Below are 13712 nucleotides of genomic sequence, written 5' to 3'. Positions count from 1 at the left end.
TCTCCTTTTAATTAAATCTTTTCAAACAGTTGCCTTCTTCTACTGAAAATTGTTGATTGTATTCGTCTACGTCAGATAATCTAACTAAAGATGTATAATCTTCAATCAATCGATGTTTAACTTCTTTTGATTCTACAAGTACTGATACCCCTTTTACTGTAGCCTTAAACTCATTCATCAAATTGATTACGCCATTTATAGAGCCACCTGCTCTCATGAAATCATCAACAATTAGTACATTCGAATATTCAGCTAATGTTCTTTTTGATAATACCATTGTCTCAATCTTTCTCGATGAACCCGAAACGTAGTTAATCGATACTGTTGATCCTTCAGTAACTTTATTATCTTTTCTTATAACAACAACTGGCAAATTAAGTACTTTTGCAACTGCGTTAGCTAAAGAAATCCCTTTTGTCGCTATTGTAACAACCGCATCAAGTTCTTCATCCATGTACATAGTAGCAATTAATTCTCCTACTTGATTTAATAATTTAGGATTACCTACTAAATCTGACATAAATAAATATCCGCCTGGCAGCAGTCTTTCTTTCTCTTTTAGCAATTCACATAGCTTTGCTATCAATTCACGCGCTTCTTCAACATACATTTTAGGGCGATAAGTAACACCGCCACTTGCTCCTGCAGTTGTCTCAATAATACCAAGTCTTTCAGCATTAAACGTTTCTTTGATAATTTGTATGTCTTCGCTAATAGACGACTTTGCCTGACCAAAATGATTAACAAAATAAGTCAGCGGTACTAGTTCGTTCGGATGTTTCAATAAATATTGTGTCATATAAACGATTCTTTCACTTCGTTTAAAACGCATTTATAAAACCCCAATCTCTATTACGTATTTTCAAGAATAATTATACTATAATTGTACGTGTTCTACAAAATCAGCCAAGAAGACGTGCAATATAAACGTCATTACAACATCCCATTAAAGCGTTGTACACTTGCTTAGCTTGTCGTTCTTTTTGCACAAAGCCGTATACAGTTGGTCCACTTCCACTCATTAGTGCAGCATCCACACCACTGTTTTTCATAGTGTTCTTTAGCTTTTCAACTTCGGGATATAACTTCATCGTGACCTTCTCAAGACTATTACCAAGTGTTTGGCATAGTACTCCATAATCGTTTTTTTCTAAAGCATCTCGGCAGTCTTGTGTGCGCACTTCAATCTTGTCATCCAAATTTAAAGCCCCATATATTTCAGGTGTTGATACGCCGATATCCGGTTTAGCGATAACTACCCAGGCAGAAGGTGGTTTTGGAAGGTGTGTTAATTTTTCACCTCTACCTTGGCACAATGCCGTCTTTCCATAAATACAAAAAGATATATCCGATCCAATTTCTGATGCAAGTTCACTTAAAGATTCCAGTGGTTCGTTTATACCCCACAATTCATTCAAGCCTCTAAATGTTGCAGCTGCATCACTTGAACCACCTGCCAATCCTGCAGAGATAGGTATGCTTTTTTCTAATGAAATCTTCACACCTTCTTTAATATTGTATTTATCTTGCATCAATTTCGCTGCTTTATATGCTAGATTTCTGTGATCACTTGGCACGAAATTATGTTCAACATCAATTATAATTTTACCGTCATCTCTACTTTCGAAAGTCAATCGATCATTTAAATCGACTGTTGTCATTATCATCTCTACTTCATGATAACCATCATCGCGTTTGTACAATGTATCTAGTGTTAAATTAATTTTTGCTGGTGCAGTCTCATAAATCATATACTTGCCCTCTCTAAAACTTATTATTATGATTTTACCATAAATAAAAGTTAGAAAGTATTAGCTTTATCCTATTTTTCGCATAATAAAAAACCCTACGCCATATCACAGTCATATCGCGTAGAGTTTTTTATTAAATACTTTAATTTACTGAACTATAAATTCTTCTTTATGTTCATTCATAAAAGTTACTTGGACATTCTCAGTTAATACATCAGTGTATGTATAAGATACACGTTCAAAATTATGTTTCTCTTGATCTAATTCGACCACGAAAACTGATGGATACGTTTCCTTAAGCACGCCACTGCGCTCAATTAACTTCTTACGTCCTCCATTAGCTTTAAGTACAATACGATTTCCTAATTGACAATCTAATATTTTTTTGATGTCTACTAAAGTCTTCGGCATATTGACCCACCTCGCTATAAATAAAATTATACTACGAAAGTGGAATTTTGTCAAATAAAATTTAAATTTTATCAATTAGAGAACGCATTGTCAATATATTTATACAGATAAATTTGGGTATTTTTTCAAATTGTTACAAAGATGTGCATATTCTTGTATTGTTAGCGTTTCCCCACGTCGCTTAGGATCTATGTTTGAAGCACTTAACCACTCAAGAATTTCATCTTTATGCAACTTACCTTCTTTAATTGTACTAATATAATTATTTAAAATTGTTTTTCTACGTTGTGCAAATGCACCTTTTGAGAGTGTGAACAATAATTTTTCATCGTCTACTTCTACAATAGGTTCTTTACGAGTAGTCAATTTAATTACAATTGAATCGACATTAGGTGGAGGCATGAAGACAGTCTTAGGGACGACTAAAACACGTTCAGTTTCAGTATAATACTGACAAGCTATGGATAATGAGCCATAACTTTTACTTCCGACTTGTGCATTTAAACGTTCTCCAACTTCTTTTTGCATCATAACGACATAACCATCGATTGGAAGGTGATTCTCTAATAAATTCATCAATATCGGAGTTGTTATATAATATGGTAAATTGGCTACCAACATTATCTTATCGCAATCTTGTAAATGTGTTTTTATTTCTTGTTCAACATGAGCTTTTAGTATGTCTTCATTCACAACAGTAACGTTATCATATGGACTCAATGTATCTTCTAAAACTGGGATAAGCCTTTGGTCAATTTCAAAAGCTAACACTTTCTTAGCTGTTCTAGCTAATTGTTCTGTAAGAGACCCCATACCCGGACCTACTTCTATTACACCTGTATTTTCGTCTATATCACTAGCAGAAATAATGTTTTGTATAATGTTCGTATCAATTAAGAAATTCTGGCCTAAACTTTTTTTGAATTTAAAACCATATTGATCAAGCAATGCTTTTGTACGCTTTGGTGTTGCAATATCTTTATCGTTCATCCTGTCACTCCTCTTTATATCCAAGTGCTTCTTTTACATCTTTTTCAGTATAACCGAAGGCATTTAATTTGTTTAGCAATTGTTTACCATTTGAATGGCCAATATTTAATTTACTACAAAGCTTTTCTCTTTTTCTTCTTGAGTCTTTACCTATAATTAATCCTAAATCGATTAAGACTGACTTGTCTATCGTTTCTATATTAGCTTCCATAGGAGAACTAACATTAAGCAATGCCTCTTTAACCGTATTTAAAGACGCATGTTCAACGCCAATTTTCCCTCTTTTATTTTTAGCTTTTTCTCTTGGAATAAATGCATGTTTAACGCTTGGTATATATTGCTTAATTGTATTTCTAATCTTATCACCCGGGAAATCAGGATCTGTTAATACAATCACACCTCGTTTTTCATGAGCTTGCTTTATAACCTCAAGTGTTTCTTTAGTTATTGCGGAACCATTTGTTTCAATCGTATCGCAGTCTACAGCACGCTTCACATTAACTGTGTCGTCACGCCCTTCTACTACAACAAATTCATTTATCTTCATGATATCTTCCTTTTTTAAAGATGCCCCAAAACAACCGTTTTGGGGCATCTTATTTTATAATTTAAATAATCTTTCAGCATTTTTTGTAGTTGCTTCACAAACTTCTTCATATGAAAGTCCTCGTAGTTCAGCAATTTGCTCAGCAACAAGTTTAACGCGCGCTGGTTCATTTCTCTTTCCTCTATAAGGATGAGGTGATAAGAAAGGCGCATCCGTTTCAACTAACAATCTATCTAAAGGTACATGTTGAGCTACTTCTTTAGGTTGTTTAGCATTTTTAAAGGTAACTGGTCCACCTAATGAAACATAAAAATTCATTTTTAATATTTCATCAGCTATTTCATTTGAACCACTGAAGCTATGCATAATACCGCCAACTTCACTTGCGCTTTCTTCCCTTAAAATGTCTACACAATCTTGAGTCGCTTCTCTGTTATGAATAATAATAGGTAGTTGCACGCGTTTAGCTAATGCTATTTGCTTTCTAAATACTTCTTTTTGAATATCCTTAGGTGATTTGTCCCAATGATAGTCTAGTCCCATTTCACCTATACCAATAATTTTTGGATGCTTAGAAAGCTCTTCAATCCACTCTAAACGTTCTTCTGTACAGTCAATCGCATCGACAGGATGCCAACCAATAATTCCATAAATAAAATCGTATTGGTCAATCAGTTTCATTGTTCTTTCGATTGTTTTTGTATCAAATCCAACAACGAACATTCTATCGATACCTTCTTCTAATGCTCTGTCTATAACTTCTTGTAAATCCTCGTCATATTGGTCGGCATTTAAATGGACATGTGTATCTATTAGCATTCGAACCATCCTTCCAATTCTTTACTTAATGATAGATCCGTTTTGTATCGCATTAGGTAAGCTTACTAATGTAAGTGTACCGTCTTTTTCGGCAGATAAAATCATACCTTCTGATAGTTCACCACGTAATTTTACAGGTTTTAAATTTGTTACTACTGCAACCTTTTTACCTACGATATCTTCAGGTTTATAAAATTCAGCTATTCCTGAAACAATTTGTCTTTTTTCGAATCCTAAATCAACTTTAATTTTTAACAATTTATCTGATTTTTTTACATAATCAGCTTCTGTAACTGTTGCTGCTTTGATTTCTACTTTATCAAATTGATCTATCGTGATTTCAGGTTTAGCATTTACTTCTTCTACTTCAGGTTCTGCCTCTTCTTCTGGTTCAGTTGAAGTACCACCTTGCATAGAGTCTTTAATGTAAGCAACTTCTTGCTCAACATCTAATCTTGGGAAAATAGGTTCAGGTTTATCAATTACTTTTATGTCTTGATCTATAGCACCGTAAGTTTCGATACTTTCAAATGTATCAAGTTTACCTTTTTCCAAGTTTAATTGGCGGAAAATTTCATATGGTGCGTGAGTTAAGAATGGACGTAATAATACAGCAGCAAATCTAATGTTTTCTACTAAATGAATCATTACGTTTTCTAACATTTCTCGTTCATTTTCATCTTTAGCAAGCACCCATGGCGTCGTTTCATCTATATATTTATTTGTACGACTAATTAATTTCCATATTTCAGCTAAAGCAACTGAAAACTGCATATTTTCCATGGATGAATAGAAATTATCTTTTATGTCTAAGGCCATTTGTTCTATTTCTTCATCAAGCGGATGTAGTTTACCTTTGTATTTAGGAAGAACACCATTAAAGTATTTATTAACCATTGCAATCGTACGGTTAACTAAATTACCTAAATCATTCGCTAAATCATAATTCGTTCTTTCAACAAATGCTTCAGGTGTGAATACACCATCTGCTCCAAATGGCAACTCTCTCATTAAGTAATATCTTGTAGCATCTAATCCATATTTATCAATTAATACATTAGGATCAACAACATTACCTTTAGATTTACTCATCTTGCCATCTTTCATTAAAATCCAACCATGAGCAAATTCTCGTTTTGGCAGAGGTAAGTCTAACGCCATTAATAGAATCGGCCATATGATTGAATGGAAACGAACGATTTCTTTAGCCATTAAATGCACATCGGCTGGCCAATATTTTTTGAATAGCTCATCGTCATCAGATAAGTAACCAAGCGCAGAAATATAGTTCACTAGCGCGTCAATCCAAACGTATACAACGTGTTTAGGATTAGATGGCACTTTAATACCCCAATCAAAAGTAGTTCTAGAAATAGCTAAATCTTCAAGACCAGGTTTAATAAAGTTATTAATCATTTCATTTTTACGAGAAATCGGCAAAATGAAATCTGGATTTTCATCAAAGAACTTCAATAATCTATCAGAATAGTTATCCAATTTAAAGAAATAACTTTCTTCTTTAACTAGTTCTACCTCATGACCAGAATCAGGACTTTTACCTCCGACAATTTTCCCATCTTCATATACTGGGTCGACAAGTTGTGTTTCAGTATAATAAGTCTCATCTGGTATAGAATACCAACCTTCATACTCTCCTAAATAAATGTCGCCTTGTGCTAATAATTTTTCGAAAACTTTTTCAACAACTTGTTTATGTCTCTCTTCAGTAGTACGAATAAAATCATCATTTGAAATGTCCAATTTTTTCCATAAAGATTGGATACTTTCAATGATGCCATTTAAATATTCTATTTCAGATAAGCCTGCTTCTTTAGCTTTCTCTTGAATTTTTTGTCCGTGTTCATCTGTACCTGTTAAATAATGAACGTCATAACCTTGTAATCGTTTATATCTTGCAATTACATCACCAGCAACCGTTGTATACGCATGACCTATGTGTAAATTCCCGCTCGGATAATAAATCGGCGTCGTAATGTAAAAAGTTTCTTTCGTCATCGGCGTTTCCTCCTAATATCTTATCTATATAATATACCGAAAATTAAGCATTTTTTCAATATTCCCCTATTATAGTAAGGGCTTCATGAATTGTTTTTTATTTGAAAAATTAAACGCTTGCAATATATTGTATTATTGACATTTCCTTGAATTCATATTAGTATACTATTTATATAATTGTCGAATGAATGTCGAATTAGATAATTATGGTTTTATTAAACGGAGGTAAAATGATGAAATCAACTGGAATCGTGCGTAAAGTAGATGAACTAGGCCGTGTAGTAATTCCAATCGAATTACGACGCATATTAGACATCGCTGAGAAAGATGCTTTGGAGATTTATACTGATGATGATAAAATTATTTTAAAGAAATATTCACCTAACATGACATGTCAAGTTACTGGCGATGTTTCAGAGGAAAATTTTGTATTAGCTGATGGTAAAATCGTCTTAAGTAAAGAAGGCGCTCAGCAATTAATTAACGAGATTGAAAACAAATCAAAATAATAAAAGGTCCATATTAAAAAAGGAAAATTTAAAGTACACCGTACTTTAAATTTTCCTTTTTTATTTTTCGACATGATAAGACTCATATACATCTCTTTTTTTCATCTTTCTATCAACAGATACTTGTTTTATGGCATCCTTAGATTTCATATCATGTTCTTTTATATAAATTTCGACATGCTGATTTAAATCCATGCCTTCCCACCAATGAGTCTCTTGACTAGATTCATCTATTCCTTCAATCAAAATAACGAATTCGCCTTTTTGTGGAATCTTCTCTTCTTCTAACATTTGTTCTATCACTTCTATTTGATTCGTTTCAACTTGTTCAAACTTTTTAGTGAGCTCTCTTCCTATTGCTACTTTTCGTTCAGAGTCTATCTCAGCAATGGCTCGTACAGTTTGTTTAATTCTATAAGGAGATTCGTAAATCATAGATGTCGATTCTCTACTCATCCATTTTTGAAGGACTTCATGTTTTTCTTTAGCATGTCTTGGTAAAAAACCTAGAAATACAAATTTGTAAGATGGAAGTCCACTTGTCATCAAGGCTGTTATTGCAGCATTTGGTCCCGGAATTGTTTCAACACGGAAATCTTGCTCTCTCACTTGATTCACAAGTTCATATCCAGGGTCACTAATACAAGGACAACCTGCATCAGAAACTAACGCAATTTGCTTACCCTCTTCTAACAGTCTTAAAATTTGTTCTGAAGACTTATCTTTATTATGTTCATGATAAGACTTTAAAGGTGTTTGTATTTGATAATGTTGGCAAAGTTTAGCTGTCACACGTGTATCTTCACAAAAAATATAATCCACTTCAGTTAAAGTCCTTACTGCGCGATATGTGATATCTTCTAAATTTCCAATTGGCGTTCCCACTAAATATAATATAGACATATTACTCATCCTTTATAAGTGCTAGTTTTTGCTTTCTAGTTAATTGCTTAAGTGCATATTCTCTTTTCAATGCTTCTGACTTATTATCAAATATTTCATGATATACAAGCTTAACAGGACGTCTAATCTTTGTATATTTAGCACCTTTCCCATCGTTATGAACTTTCAATCTTCTTTCCAAATCTGTTGTATATCCAGTATATAGTGTATGATCCTTACATTCTAATATATATGTATAATGTTTATCCATAATAGACAGCCTTCATTTCTGCTGAATATTCACCATTTGCATCATAGATATAAAACGGTTGTTCTACTTTCAAACCAACCTGACCACCACTTCGACCTTCAACTAATATCGTGACTGCTTCTGTCTTTTTCGGCGTACTGTAAACCATTCTTAATCTTTTAGGTTCAATATTATATTGTCTATACAGACTTAAGACATCCATCAGTCTTTCTGCCCTATGAACCATCACCAATTTACCACCTTGTTTCAATAAATGCTTACTCGCTTTTACGACATCCTCAAGCGTACACAATATTTCATGTCTAGCTATTTTATGTGCTTCCTTTTGATGTTGCATTTGCTGATTTTCTTTAAAATATGGTGGATTAACTGTCACTACATCAAACGTAGAAGGCATATATGTATTCGACACATTTTTTAAATCCATATGTTCAATCGAAATTTGATCTTCAAGTTGATTATGACGTAATGTTCTTTGAGCCATTTCTACTAATGCTTCTTGAATTTCTATACCTTTAATTCTTGATTGAGATTTATAAGCTAATAACAACGGAATGATACCGTTACCTGTACATAAATCCATTACTTTATCTTTATTACGTACGCTAGTAAATTCTCCTAATAACAACGCATCAGTTGAAAATGAAAACACTTCATCATTTTGAATAATTTCATATTTCTCTCTTAATAATTGGTCGAGTCTTTCTCCTGAATTAAGCATTAAAACACCTCATTTAAAAAATCAGGCATATTAAATGCCTGATTCATTTAGTCTCTATTTAGCACTTCTAAACAAAATAAACAATCTTGTCCTTGTCTATGTTTACCAAATAATTCTCCACGACAAATGTGAAATCCTTCATGATATAACATAGCGAAATTGTCTCTGCTTTGAAGTGGCTTTGTTTTTTTGTTTGTTTTTTTCTGTTGTGGCGCTTCATTAGATTCAATTACTCTCTTCAAGCTATCATTTTCCATCTGAAGCGCAACATTATCTTCAACTAATTCCACTGCCTGGTTTTTCAACTTTTCCATGTGGTCATTAATTTGTTTAAGTTCATTTTCTAGTGTCATAATCGTTTCAAACAACTCGTCCCTATTCACAATATAATCCTCCCTTATGAATGGACTTCAAGTAATTCATCAAGTTTATAATCAAAAAGTTGTTCGAAACCTTTCACTTTAACTTGCATAGTTATATCTAAAATATTCAATCCTACCACTTTACCATCACCCTCTGGCGTAACAACAGTTGTACCAACATCAGGTAATTCATTTCTCACATCTTCATAATAGTCATTTTCATATTTTAAACAACACATTAATCTACCACATGCACCTGATATTTTAGTTGGATTTAGAGATAGATTTTGATCTTTAGCCATTTTAATTGAAACTGGCTCAAAATCACCTAAAAATGTTGAACAACAATGAGAACGACCACATGGTCCAATTCCGCCTAATAATTTCGCTTCATCTCTGACACCGATTTGTCTTAATTCAATACGAGTCTTTAATTCATAAGCTAATGATTTAACTAGTGTTCTAAAATCTATTCTATCATCCGCAGTAAAATTGAAAATAACTTTACTTTTATCTAATGTATATTCACAGTTTACAAGTCTCATGTTTAACTCATGATTTTTAACAAGTTCTTTACACAGTGACAATGCATCTTCTGCGTCTTTTAGATTATCTTGATACTTCTGCACATCTTCTTCAGTAGCATGTCGAATAACTTCTTTAAGAGGTAAGACAACATCGTCTTTACCAACATGGCGGTTAGTTAGTTTAACTTGGCCCAGTTCAACCCCACGTTTAGACTCTACTACTACTAAATCATTTTCCTTAAAACGTTCCCCATTAGGTGAGAAATATTCTTTTTTCCCAGCTACTTGAAATTGAACACCTATTATTTCATACATTCTATCACCTCTTCCCATTTATAACCATTTGTTCTAACACTAACGTTGCATTAACGTTTTGAGCTAGTTTGCGGTTAGCTTCCGTAATAACTTGTATATAATTCGAGATATCATTCAATGATAAATATTTACTTATTTCTGCAATTTCTACTTCTAAATCTGGATATGCTTTAATTACATCTAGTTGTATTTTAGCATGTAATATATCTTGAAAATAAGTATTTAAACTATTTAAAAACAATTGCTGTAAAGGACGTGTATTAGCAATTTTTGTGCATTCGATCAAATATATCAACGCCATTTGTTTATCTTTTACCATTAATTCCGCTAATTTAGTTACTGATTTTCTTAGTTGTGTAAACGATTGCTCTTCAGTTAGTGAAATGGCTTCTTCTTTATCTGAAGTAATAAAGCTAAGTGTATGTGCAATCGCAGAAGAAATACCAGACAGTTTTAATTCTTCTATATAATTTTCTTTCGATGCTGGTTTAAAATGAACGAGTTGGCATCTTGAATGTATTGTTGGTAATATTTGATCTTTCTTAGTTGTAAGCAACAAGGCAATCGTATTTGGAGGTGGTTCTTCCAAAAATTTCAATATACTATTTTCACCCTGTACTGTTAGTTTATCAAAAGCTTCAATAATGTAAACTTTATATTGACTTTCTATTGGCTTTTGATTCATTTTTCTTAATAATTCTTCTATTTGTTGTTTCTTTATAGTCGTTTCATCTGTTTGTATATATACGAAATCCGGGTGGTTAAAACTTTGAACTTTCGAAATACAAGCTTGTTCTGCATCACATAATATCTGTTCTGCAAAATACATAGCTGTAGACTTCATTTCAAACATGTTATCTCCTTCAAATAAATAAGCATGAGATAACTGTTTAGCACTTAATAAATGATCAATTTCTTTTGTTAATTGCATTTTTTACGCTCCTTGCAATAAAAAAGCTGCACAAACGGCAGCTAATCAGTTCTTAAAATTGATGGAATTGTTCAATTGGCATAACGAATACTGTCGCGCCACCTACTTCAACTTCTACTGGGTATGGAATATAAGAATCCGCACTACCACCCATTGGTGTGATAGGTGAAACAAGTTGTTCACGATTACCACAAGTTCCATCGATTACACGTAATAATTCATCTACACGTTCATCTTTAACACCGCATAAAAATGTTGTATTTCCGGCTCTTAAAAACCCACCTGTTGTTGCAAGTTTAGTGGCCCTAAAATCCTTTTCTATAAGTGCTTCTGACAAGTTTTGACTATCTTGATCTTGGACAATCGCTATTATCATTTTCATAACTAAACACCTCTTTATATATTATATCATATTTTAAACTTGTTTCAGAAATTTTACTATCATGAAATACGCTTCTTCTATAACCTTTTCTAATGGTTGAGTTGCATCAATAACTTTAATTCTATCTGGATACTCAGCAATCAATTTTTTGTAACCATCTGTTACTTTATGATGAAATTCAATTTTTTCTTTATCAAGACGATTAGCCTCACGCTGATTATCTTTAATCCTATTTAATCCAATTTCAGCAGGTACATCAAAATATAAAGTCAAATCTGGATAACGGCTCTCAATAGCAAATTCATTAATTGCCTTAACTTCTTCTACCCCAATTTCACGAGCGTAACCTTGATAACTTAACGAACTATCAACAAAACGGTCACAAAGTACAATACCGTCTTTATTTAATTGAGGTAAAATTTTCTCTACTAAATGTTGTCTTCTCGCAGCTGCAAATAATAATGCTTCTGTTCTTTCATCCATTTCATCATCACTATCTAACAATAGATTTCTAATAGCTTCGCTTATTTTGATACCACCTGGTTCTCTCGTAAGCAATATATCATAATCATCTTCTAGCATCTCAAAAACTTTATGTATAACTGTTGTTTTCCCAGAACCTTCTGGCCCTTCAAATGTTATAAACTGACCCATTTATTGTTCATCCTTTACGCTAATTTTCATGTTTTTTATACCTTCCACTCTACCACCTTTATCAAGCCATTGTAACAGAGAATCTATGATTTCTTTGGTAATATATTCTCCCTTTAAAATAACTGGTACACCTGGTGGATATGGAACAACATCAACAGCAGAAATTTTTCCTACTGATTGAAACAACTCAACTGTTGTCGTATCACCGACATCTATATATTTGTAAGTAGTCGAATGTATAGGTAAATTAAAGCATGTTTTCTTTATTACTTTACTTTTAAAATTCATTTTGAATTGATTAATACGTTCTATTAATAGATCAAAAGGAAATTCATCCGAATGATGCCACAATGGTAGAACCAACAGAATAAAATGATTATGACATAATTCAATATAGATGTTTGAATCTTCGAATATTTTTTGCACTTCAAATCCCGTTAATTTATCATGAGACACAATTAATTTAAGAGGGTCTTCTAGACACCCCACCGTAAATCCTACTTGCTCCATAGTATCTATTAATATTTTTCTATTCATTTTAAATATCTCATCATGATATTTTTTATAAAACTGTTCAGCCTTTTCTAAACTTGACATAACTAAATATGATGGGCTGGAAGTCTGCAGCATCTTTAAATAATCTTGAATTTTAGATTTTAAACTTAAATCTTCTTTAATATAAATAACAGAACCCATCGTCAAAGCTGGTAATGTTTTATGATAGGATTGTACAACAATGTCTGCCCCAAACTCTATTGAGGATTTTGGAAAATATGGACTTATACCAAAATGAGCACCATGAGCTTCATCTACTAATACAGGAATATGATGTTTTTTTAACACTTTTATACTCTCTTCAATATTAAATGTTTCTCCATAATAATTTGGATATGTAAAAACAGCTAACTTCACTTTAGATAAATCAAGATTATCTAATGAATTCACACCATTATACTGCCCTGTTTTCTCTGAAACAGTCATTGGCATCCATTTTGCATCTTGTTTTGTTAAATTTAATGCATTGTATATTGATTTGTGAGCATTTCTAGGAATAAGTATTTCACCCTGTAAATGTTGTACACCATAAATAACGGATAATATCCCAACTGTTGTACCATTTACTAAATACTGGCCACTATAATCAGAGTATCTGTTTAGCTGAGACATACTTTCTTGAATACATTCCTCAGGTTGATGTAAATCATCTAATCCAGTTATTTCAGTCATATCCATCGCCATATTCAACTCTTTTAAATATCCTATCGTGTTGTTATGATGACCTGGAACGTGGAGAGAGATAGCATCCTTATTCTGTAGAGCGTTAAGCTGTTCATTTATATTCATAACAATTACCTCTTATTTTATATTCTTCATCATTATATCAATGATTATCATAGTCGTCATTAGATAGAAAGGATATGCAAAAGCCTTATTCATCAGTATAAATAGTAATACTTTCAGACTATCTTAAAAATTCGCAAAAAAAAAAGAGACCTAACAGGTCTCGAGTGCGGCTCATCGCATCCATTTATAATTATTTGCCCGGCAACGTCCTACTCTCGCGGAACGTAAGCCCAACTACCATCGGCGCTAAAGAGCTTAACTTCTGTGTTCGGCATGGGAA

The 13712-nt window shown here is 32.7% G+C and carries 17 protein-coding genes and 1 rRNA gene; 1 reads left to right on the top strand and 17 read right to left on the bottom strand.

The window, feature by feature from the left end; translation table 11 throughout:
* Nucleotides 1–7 precede the first annotated feature (7 nt).
* From purR to metG, 7 genes are all read right to left on the bottom strand, one after another.
* A complete protein-coding gene (gene purR / locus LQ608_RS11775; protein WP_078358377.1) occupies nt 8–832 on the bottom strand; it encodes a pur operon repressor in 825 nt (274 codons plus the stop codon).
* 70 nt (nt 833–902) lie between these two features.
* Nucleotides 903–1751 carry a 4-(cytidine 5'-diphospho)-2-C-methyl-D-erythritol kinase gene (gene ispE, locus LQ608_RS11770; RefSeq protein WP_239752072.1) on the bottom strand — a complete coding sequence of 283 codons (849 nt, stop codon included), beginning with the start codon at nt 1749–1751 and terminating at the stop codon, nt 903–905.
* 147 nt (nt 1752–1898) lie between these two features.
* On the bottom strand, nt 1899–2162 hold the full coding sequence (veg, locus tag LQ608_RS11765) for a biofilm formation stimulator Veg (RefSeq protein ID WP_016999916.1): 264 nt from the start codon (nt 2160–2162) through the stop codon (nt 1899–1901).
* Nucleotides 2163–2261: 99 nt separating this feature from the next.
* Complete coding sequence (rsmA, locus tag LQ608_RS11760; protein ID WP_239752070.1) at nt 2262–3152, bottom strand: 16S rRNA (adenine(1518)-N(6)/adenine(1519)-N(6))-dimethyltransferase RsmA; 891 nt, start codon at nt 3150–3152, stop codon at nt 2262–2264.
* Nucleotides 3153–3156: 4 nt separating this feature from the next.
* A complete protein-coding gene (gene rnmV / locus LQ608_RS11755) occupies nt 3157–3699 on the bottom strand; it encodes a ribonuclease M5 (protein WP_239752068.1) in 543 nt (180 codons plus the stop codon).
* 54 nt (nt 3700–3753) lie between these two features.
* Nucleotides 3754–4518: a TatD family hydrolase gene (locus LQ608_RS11750; RefSeq protein WP_239752066.1), complete on the bottom strand. Its 765-nt coding sequence runs from the start codon at nt 4516–4518 to the stop codon at nt 3754–3756.
* A 21-nt stretch (nt 4519–4539) separates the two neighbouring features.
* Complete coding sequence (metG, locus tag LQ608_RS11745) at nt 4540–6534, bottom strand: methionine--tRNA ligase (protein WP_078358382.1); 1995 nt, start codon at nt 6532–6534, stop codon at nt 4540–4542.
* 233 nt (nt 6535–6767) lie between these two features.
* On the opposite strand from metG, the gene LQ608_RS11740 reads away from it, so the two are divergent.
* Nucleotides 6768–7043 (top strand): AbrB/MazE/SpoVT family DNA-binding domain-containing protein, encoded by a 276-nt coding sequence (locus LQ608_RS11740; protein ID WP_078358383.1) that lies wholly within the window; start codon nt 6768–6770, stop codon nt 7041–7043.
* Nucleotides 7044–7103: 60 nt separating this feature from the next.
* Here LQ608_RS11740 and rsmI read toward each other — a convergent pair whose 3' ends face one another.
* The 10 genes from rsmI to rrf form a co-directional block, all read right to left on the bottom strand.
* On the bottom strand, nt 7104–7946 hold the full coding sequence (gene rsmI / locus LQ608_RS11735; RefSeq protein ID WP_239752063.1) for a 16S rRNA (cytidine(1402)-2'-O)-methyltransferase: 843 nt from the start codon (nt 7944–7946) through the stop codon (nt 7104–7106).
* 1 nt (nt 7947) lies between these two features.
* Nucleotides 7948–8196 carry a GIY-YIG nuclease family protein gene (locus LQ608_RS11730; protein WP_239752061.1) on the bottom strand — a complete coding sequence of 83 codons (249 nt, stop codon included), beginning with the start codon at nt 8194–8196 and terminating at the stop codon, nt 7948–7950.
* Nucleotides 8189–8917 (bottom strand): tRNA1(Val) (adenine(37)-N6)-methyltransferase, encoded by a 729-nt coding sequence (locus LQ608_RS11725; protein ID WP_239752059.1) that lies wholly within the window; start codon nt 8915–8917, stop codon nt 8189–8191. The genes LQ608_RS11730 and LQ608_RS11725 overlap by 8 nt, the downstream gene beginning before the upstream one ends.
* A 47-nt stretch (nt 8918–8964) precedes the next feature.
* Nucleotides 8965–9300 (bottom strand): DNA replication initiation control protein YabA, encoded by a 336-nt coding sequence (gene yabA / locus LQ608_RS11720; RefSeq protein WP_078358387.1) that lies wholly within the window; start codon nt 9298–9300, stop codon nt 8965–8967.
* Between the two features lie 14 nt (nt 9301–9314).
* Entirely contained in the window at nt 9315–10121 is an 807-nt protein-coding gene (locus LQ608_RS11715) for a PSP1 domain-containing protein (RefSeq protein WP_239752057.1), read from the bottom strand.
* Between the two features lie 4 nt (nt 10122–10125).
* Nucleotides 10126–11052 carry a DNA polymerase III subunit delta' gene (locus LQ608_RS11710; RefSeq protein ID WP_078358389.1) on the bottom strand — a complete coding sequence of 309 codons (927 nt, stop codon included), beginning with the start codon at nt 11050–11052 and terminating at the stop codon, nt 10126–10128.
* Nucleotides 11053–11104: 52 nt separating this feature from the next.
* Nucleotides 11105–11434, bottom strand: a complete 330-nt coding sequence (locus tag LQ608_RS11705) for a cyclic-di-AMP receptor (RefSeq protein WP_078358390.1) — start codon at nt 11432–11434, stop codon at nt 11105–11107.
* Between the two features lie 33 nt (nt 11435–11467).
* Nucleotides 11468–12088 carry a dTMP kinase gene (tmk, locus tag LQ608_RS11700; protein ID WP_078358391.1) on the bottom strand — a complete coding sequence of 207 codons (621 nt, stop codon included), beginning with the start codon at nt 12086–12088 and terminating at the stop codon, nt 11468–11470.
* Nucleotides 12089–13432 carry an aminotransferase class I/II-fold pyridoxal phosphate-dependent enzyme gene (locus tag LQ608_RS11695; RefSeq protein ID WP_275583105.1) on the bottom strand — a complete coding sequence of 448 codons (1344 nt, stop codon included), beginning with the start codon at nt 13430–13432 and terminating at the stop codon, nt 12089–12091.
* Between the two features lie 196 nt (nt 13433–13628).
* Nucleotides 13629–13712: ribosomal RNA gene (rrf, locus tag LQ608_RS12575) — 5S ribosomal RNA — on the bottom strand; the annotation flags it as partial.

The organism is Mammaliicoccus sp. H-M34, assembly GCF_022386495.1.
GTDB lineage: Bacteria > Bacillota > Bacilli > Staphylococcales > Staphylococcaceae > Mammaliicoccus > Mammaliicoccus fleurettii.
The sequence above is the reverse complement of the archived record's forward strand: the minus strand, read 5'-3'. Positions and strand labels throughout refer to the sequence as shown.

Bases quoted from the DNA above. Each gene is read 5' to 3' on its own strand.
- rsmI (WP_239752063.1), bottom strand. From the start codon at position 7,946: ATGTCTATATTATATTTAGTGGGAACGCCAATTGGAAATTTAGAAGAT.
- LQ608_RS11725 (WP_239752059.1), bottom strand. From the start codon at position 8,917: ATGCTTAATTCAGGAGAAAGACTCGACCAATTATTAAGAGAGAAATAT.
- metG (WP_078358382.1), bottom strand. From the start codon at position 6,534: ATGACGAAAGAAACTTTTTACATTACGACGCCGATTTATTATCCGAGC.
- ispE (WP_239752072.1), bottom strand. From the start codon at position 1,751: ATGATTTATGAGACTGCACCAGCAAAAATTAATTTAACACTAGATACA.
- rsmA (WP_239752070.1), bottom strand. From the start codon at position 3,152: ATGAACGATAAAGATATTGCAACACCAAAGCGTACAAAAGCATTGCTT.
- LQ608_RS11705 (WP_078358390.1), bottom strand. From the start codon at position 11,434: ATGAAAATGATAATAGCGATTGTCCAAGATCAAGATAGTCAAAACTTG.
- veg (WP_016999916.1), bottom strand. From the start codon at position 2,162: ATGCCGAAGACTTTAGTAGACATCAAAAAAATATTAGATTGTCAATTA.
- purR (WP_078358377.1), bottom strand. From the start codon at position 832: ATGCGTTTTAAACGAAGTGAAAGAATCGTTTATATGACACAATATTTA.
- LQ608_RS11750 (WP_239752066.1), bottom strand. From the start codon at position 4,518: ATGCTAATAGATACACATGTCCATTTAAATGCCGACCAATATGACGAG.
- LQ608_RS11710 (WP_078358389.1), bottom strand. From the start codon at position 11,052: ATGCAATTAACAAAAGAAATTGATCATTTATTAAGTGCTAAACAGTTA.
- LQ608_RS11715 (WP_239752057.1), bottom strand. From the start codon at position 10,121: ATGTATGAAATAATAGGTGTTCAATTTCAAGTAGCTGGGAAAAAAGAA.
- LQ608_RS11730 (WP_239752061.1), bottom strand. From the start codon at position 8,196: ATGGATAAACATTATACATATATATTAGAATGTAAGGATCATACACTA.
- LQ608_RS11695 (WP_275583105.1), bottom strand. From the start codon at position 13,432: ATGAATATAAATGAACAGCTTAACGCTCTACAGAATAAGGATGCTATC.
- tmk (WP_078358391.1), bottom strand. From the start codon at position 12,088: ATGGGTCAGTTTATAACATTTGAAGGGCCAGAAGGTTCTGGGAAAACA.
- rnmV (WP_239752068.1), bottom strand. From the start codon at position 3,699: ATGAAGATAAATGAATTTGTTGTAGTAGAAGGGCGTGACGACACAGTT.
- LQ608_RS11740 (WP_078358383.1), top strand. From the start codon at position 6,768: ATGAAATCAACTGGAATCGTGCGTAAAGTAGATGAACTAGGCCGTGTA.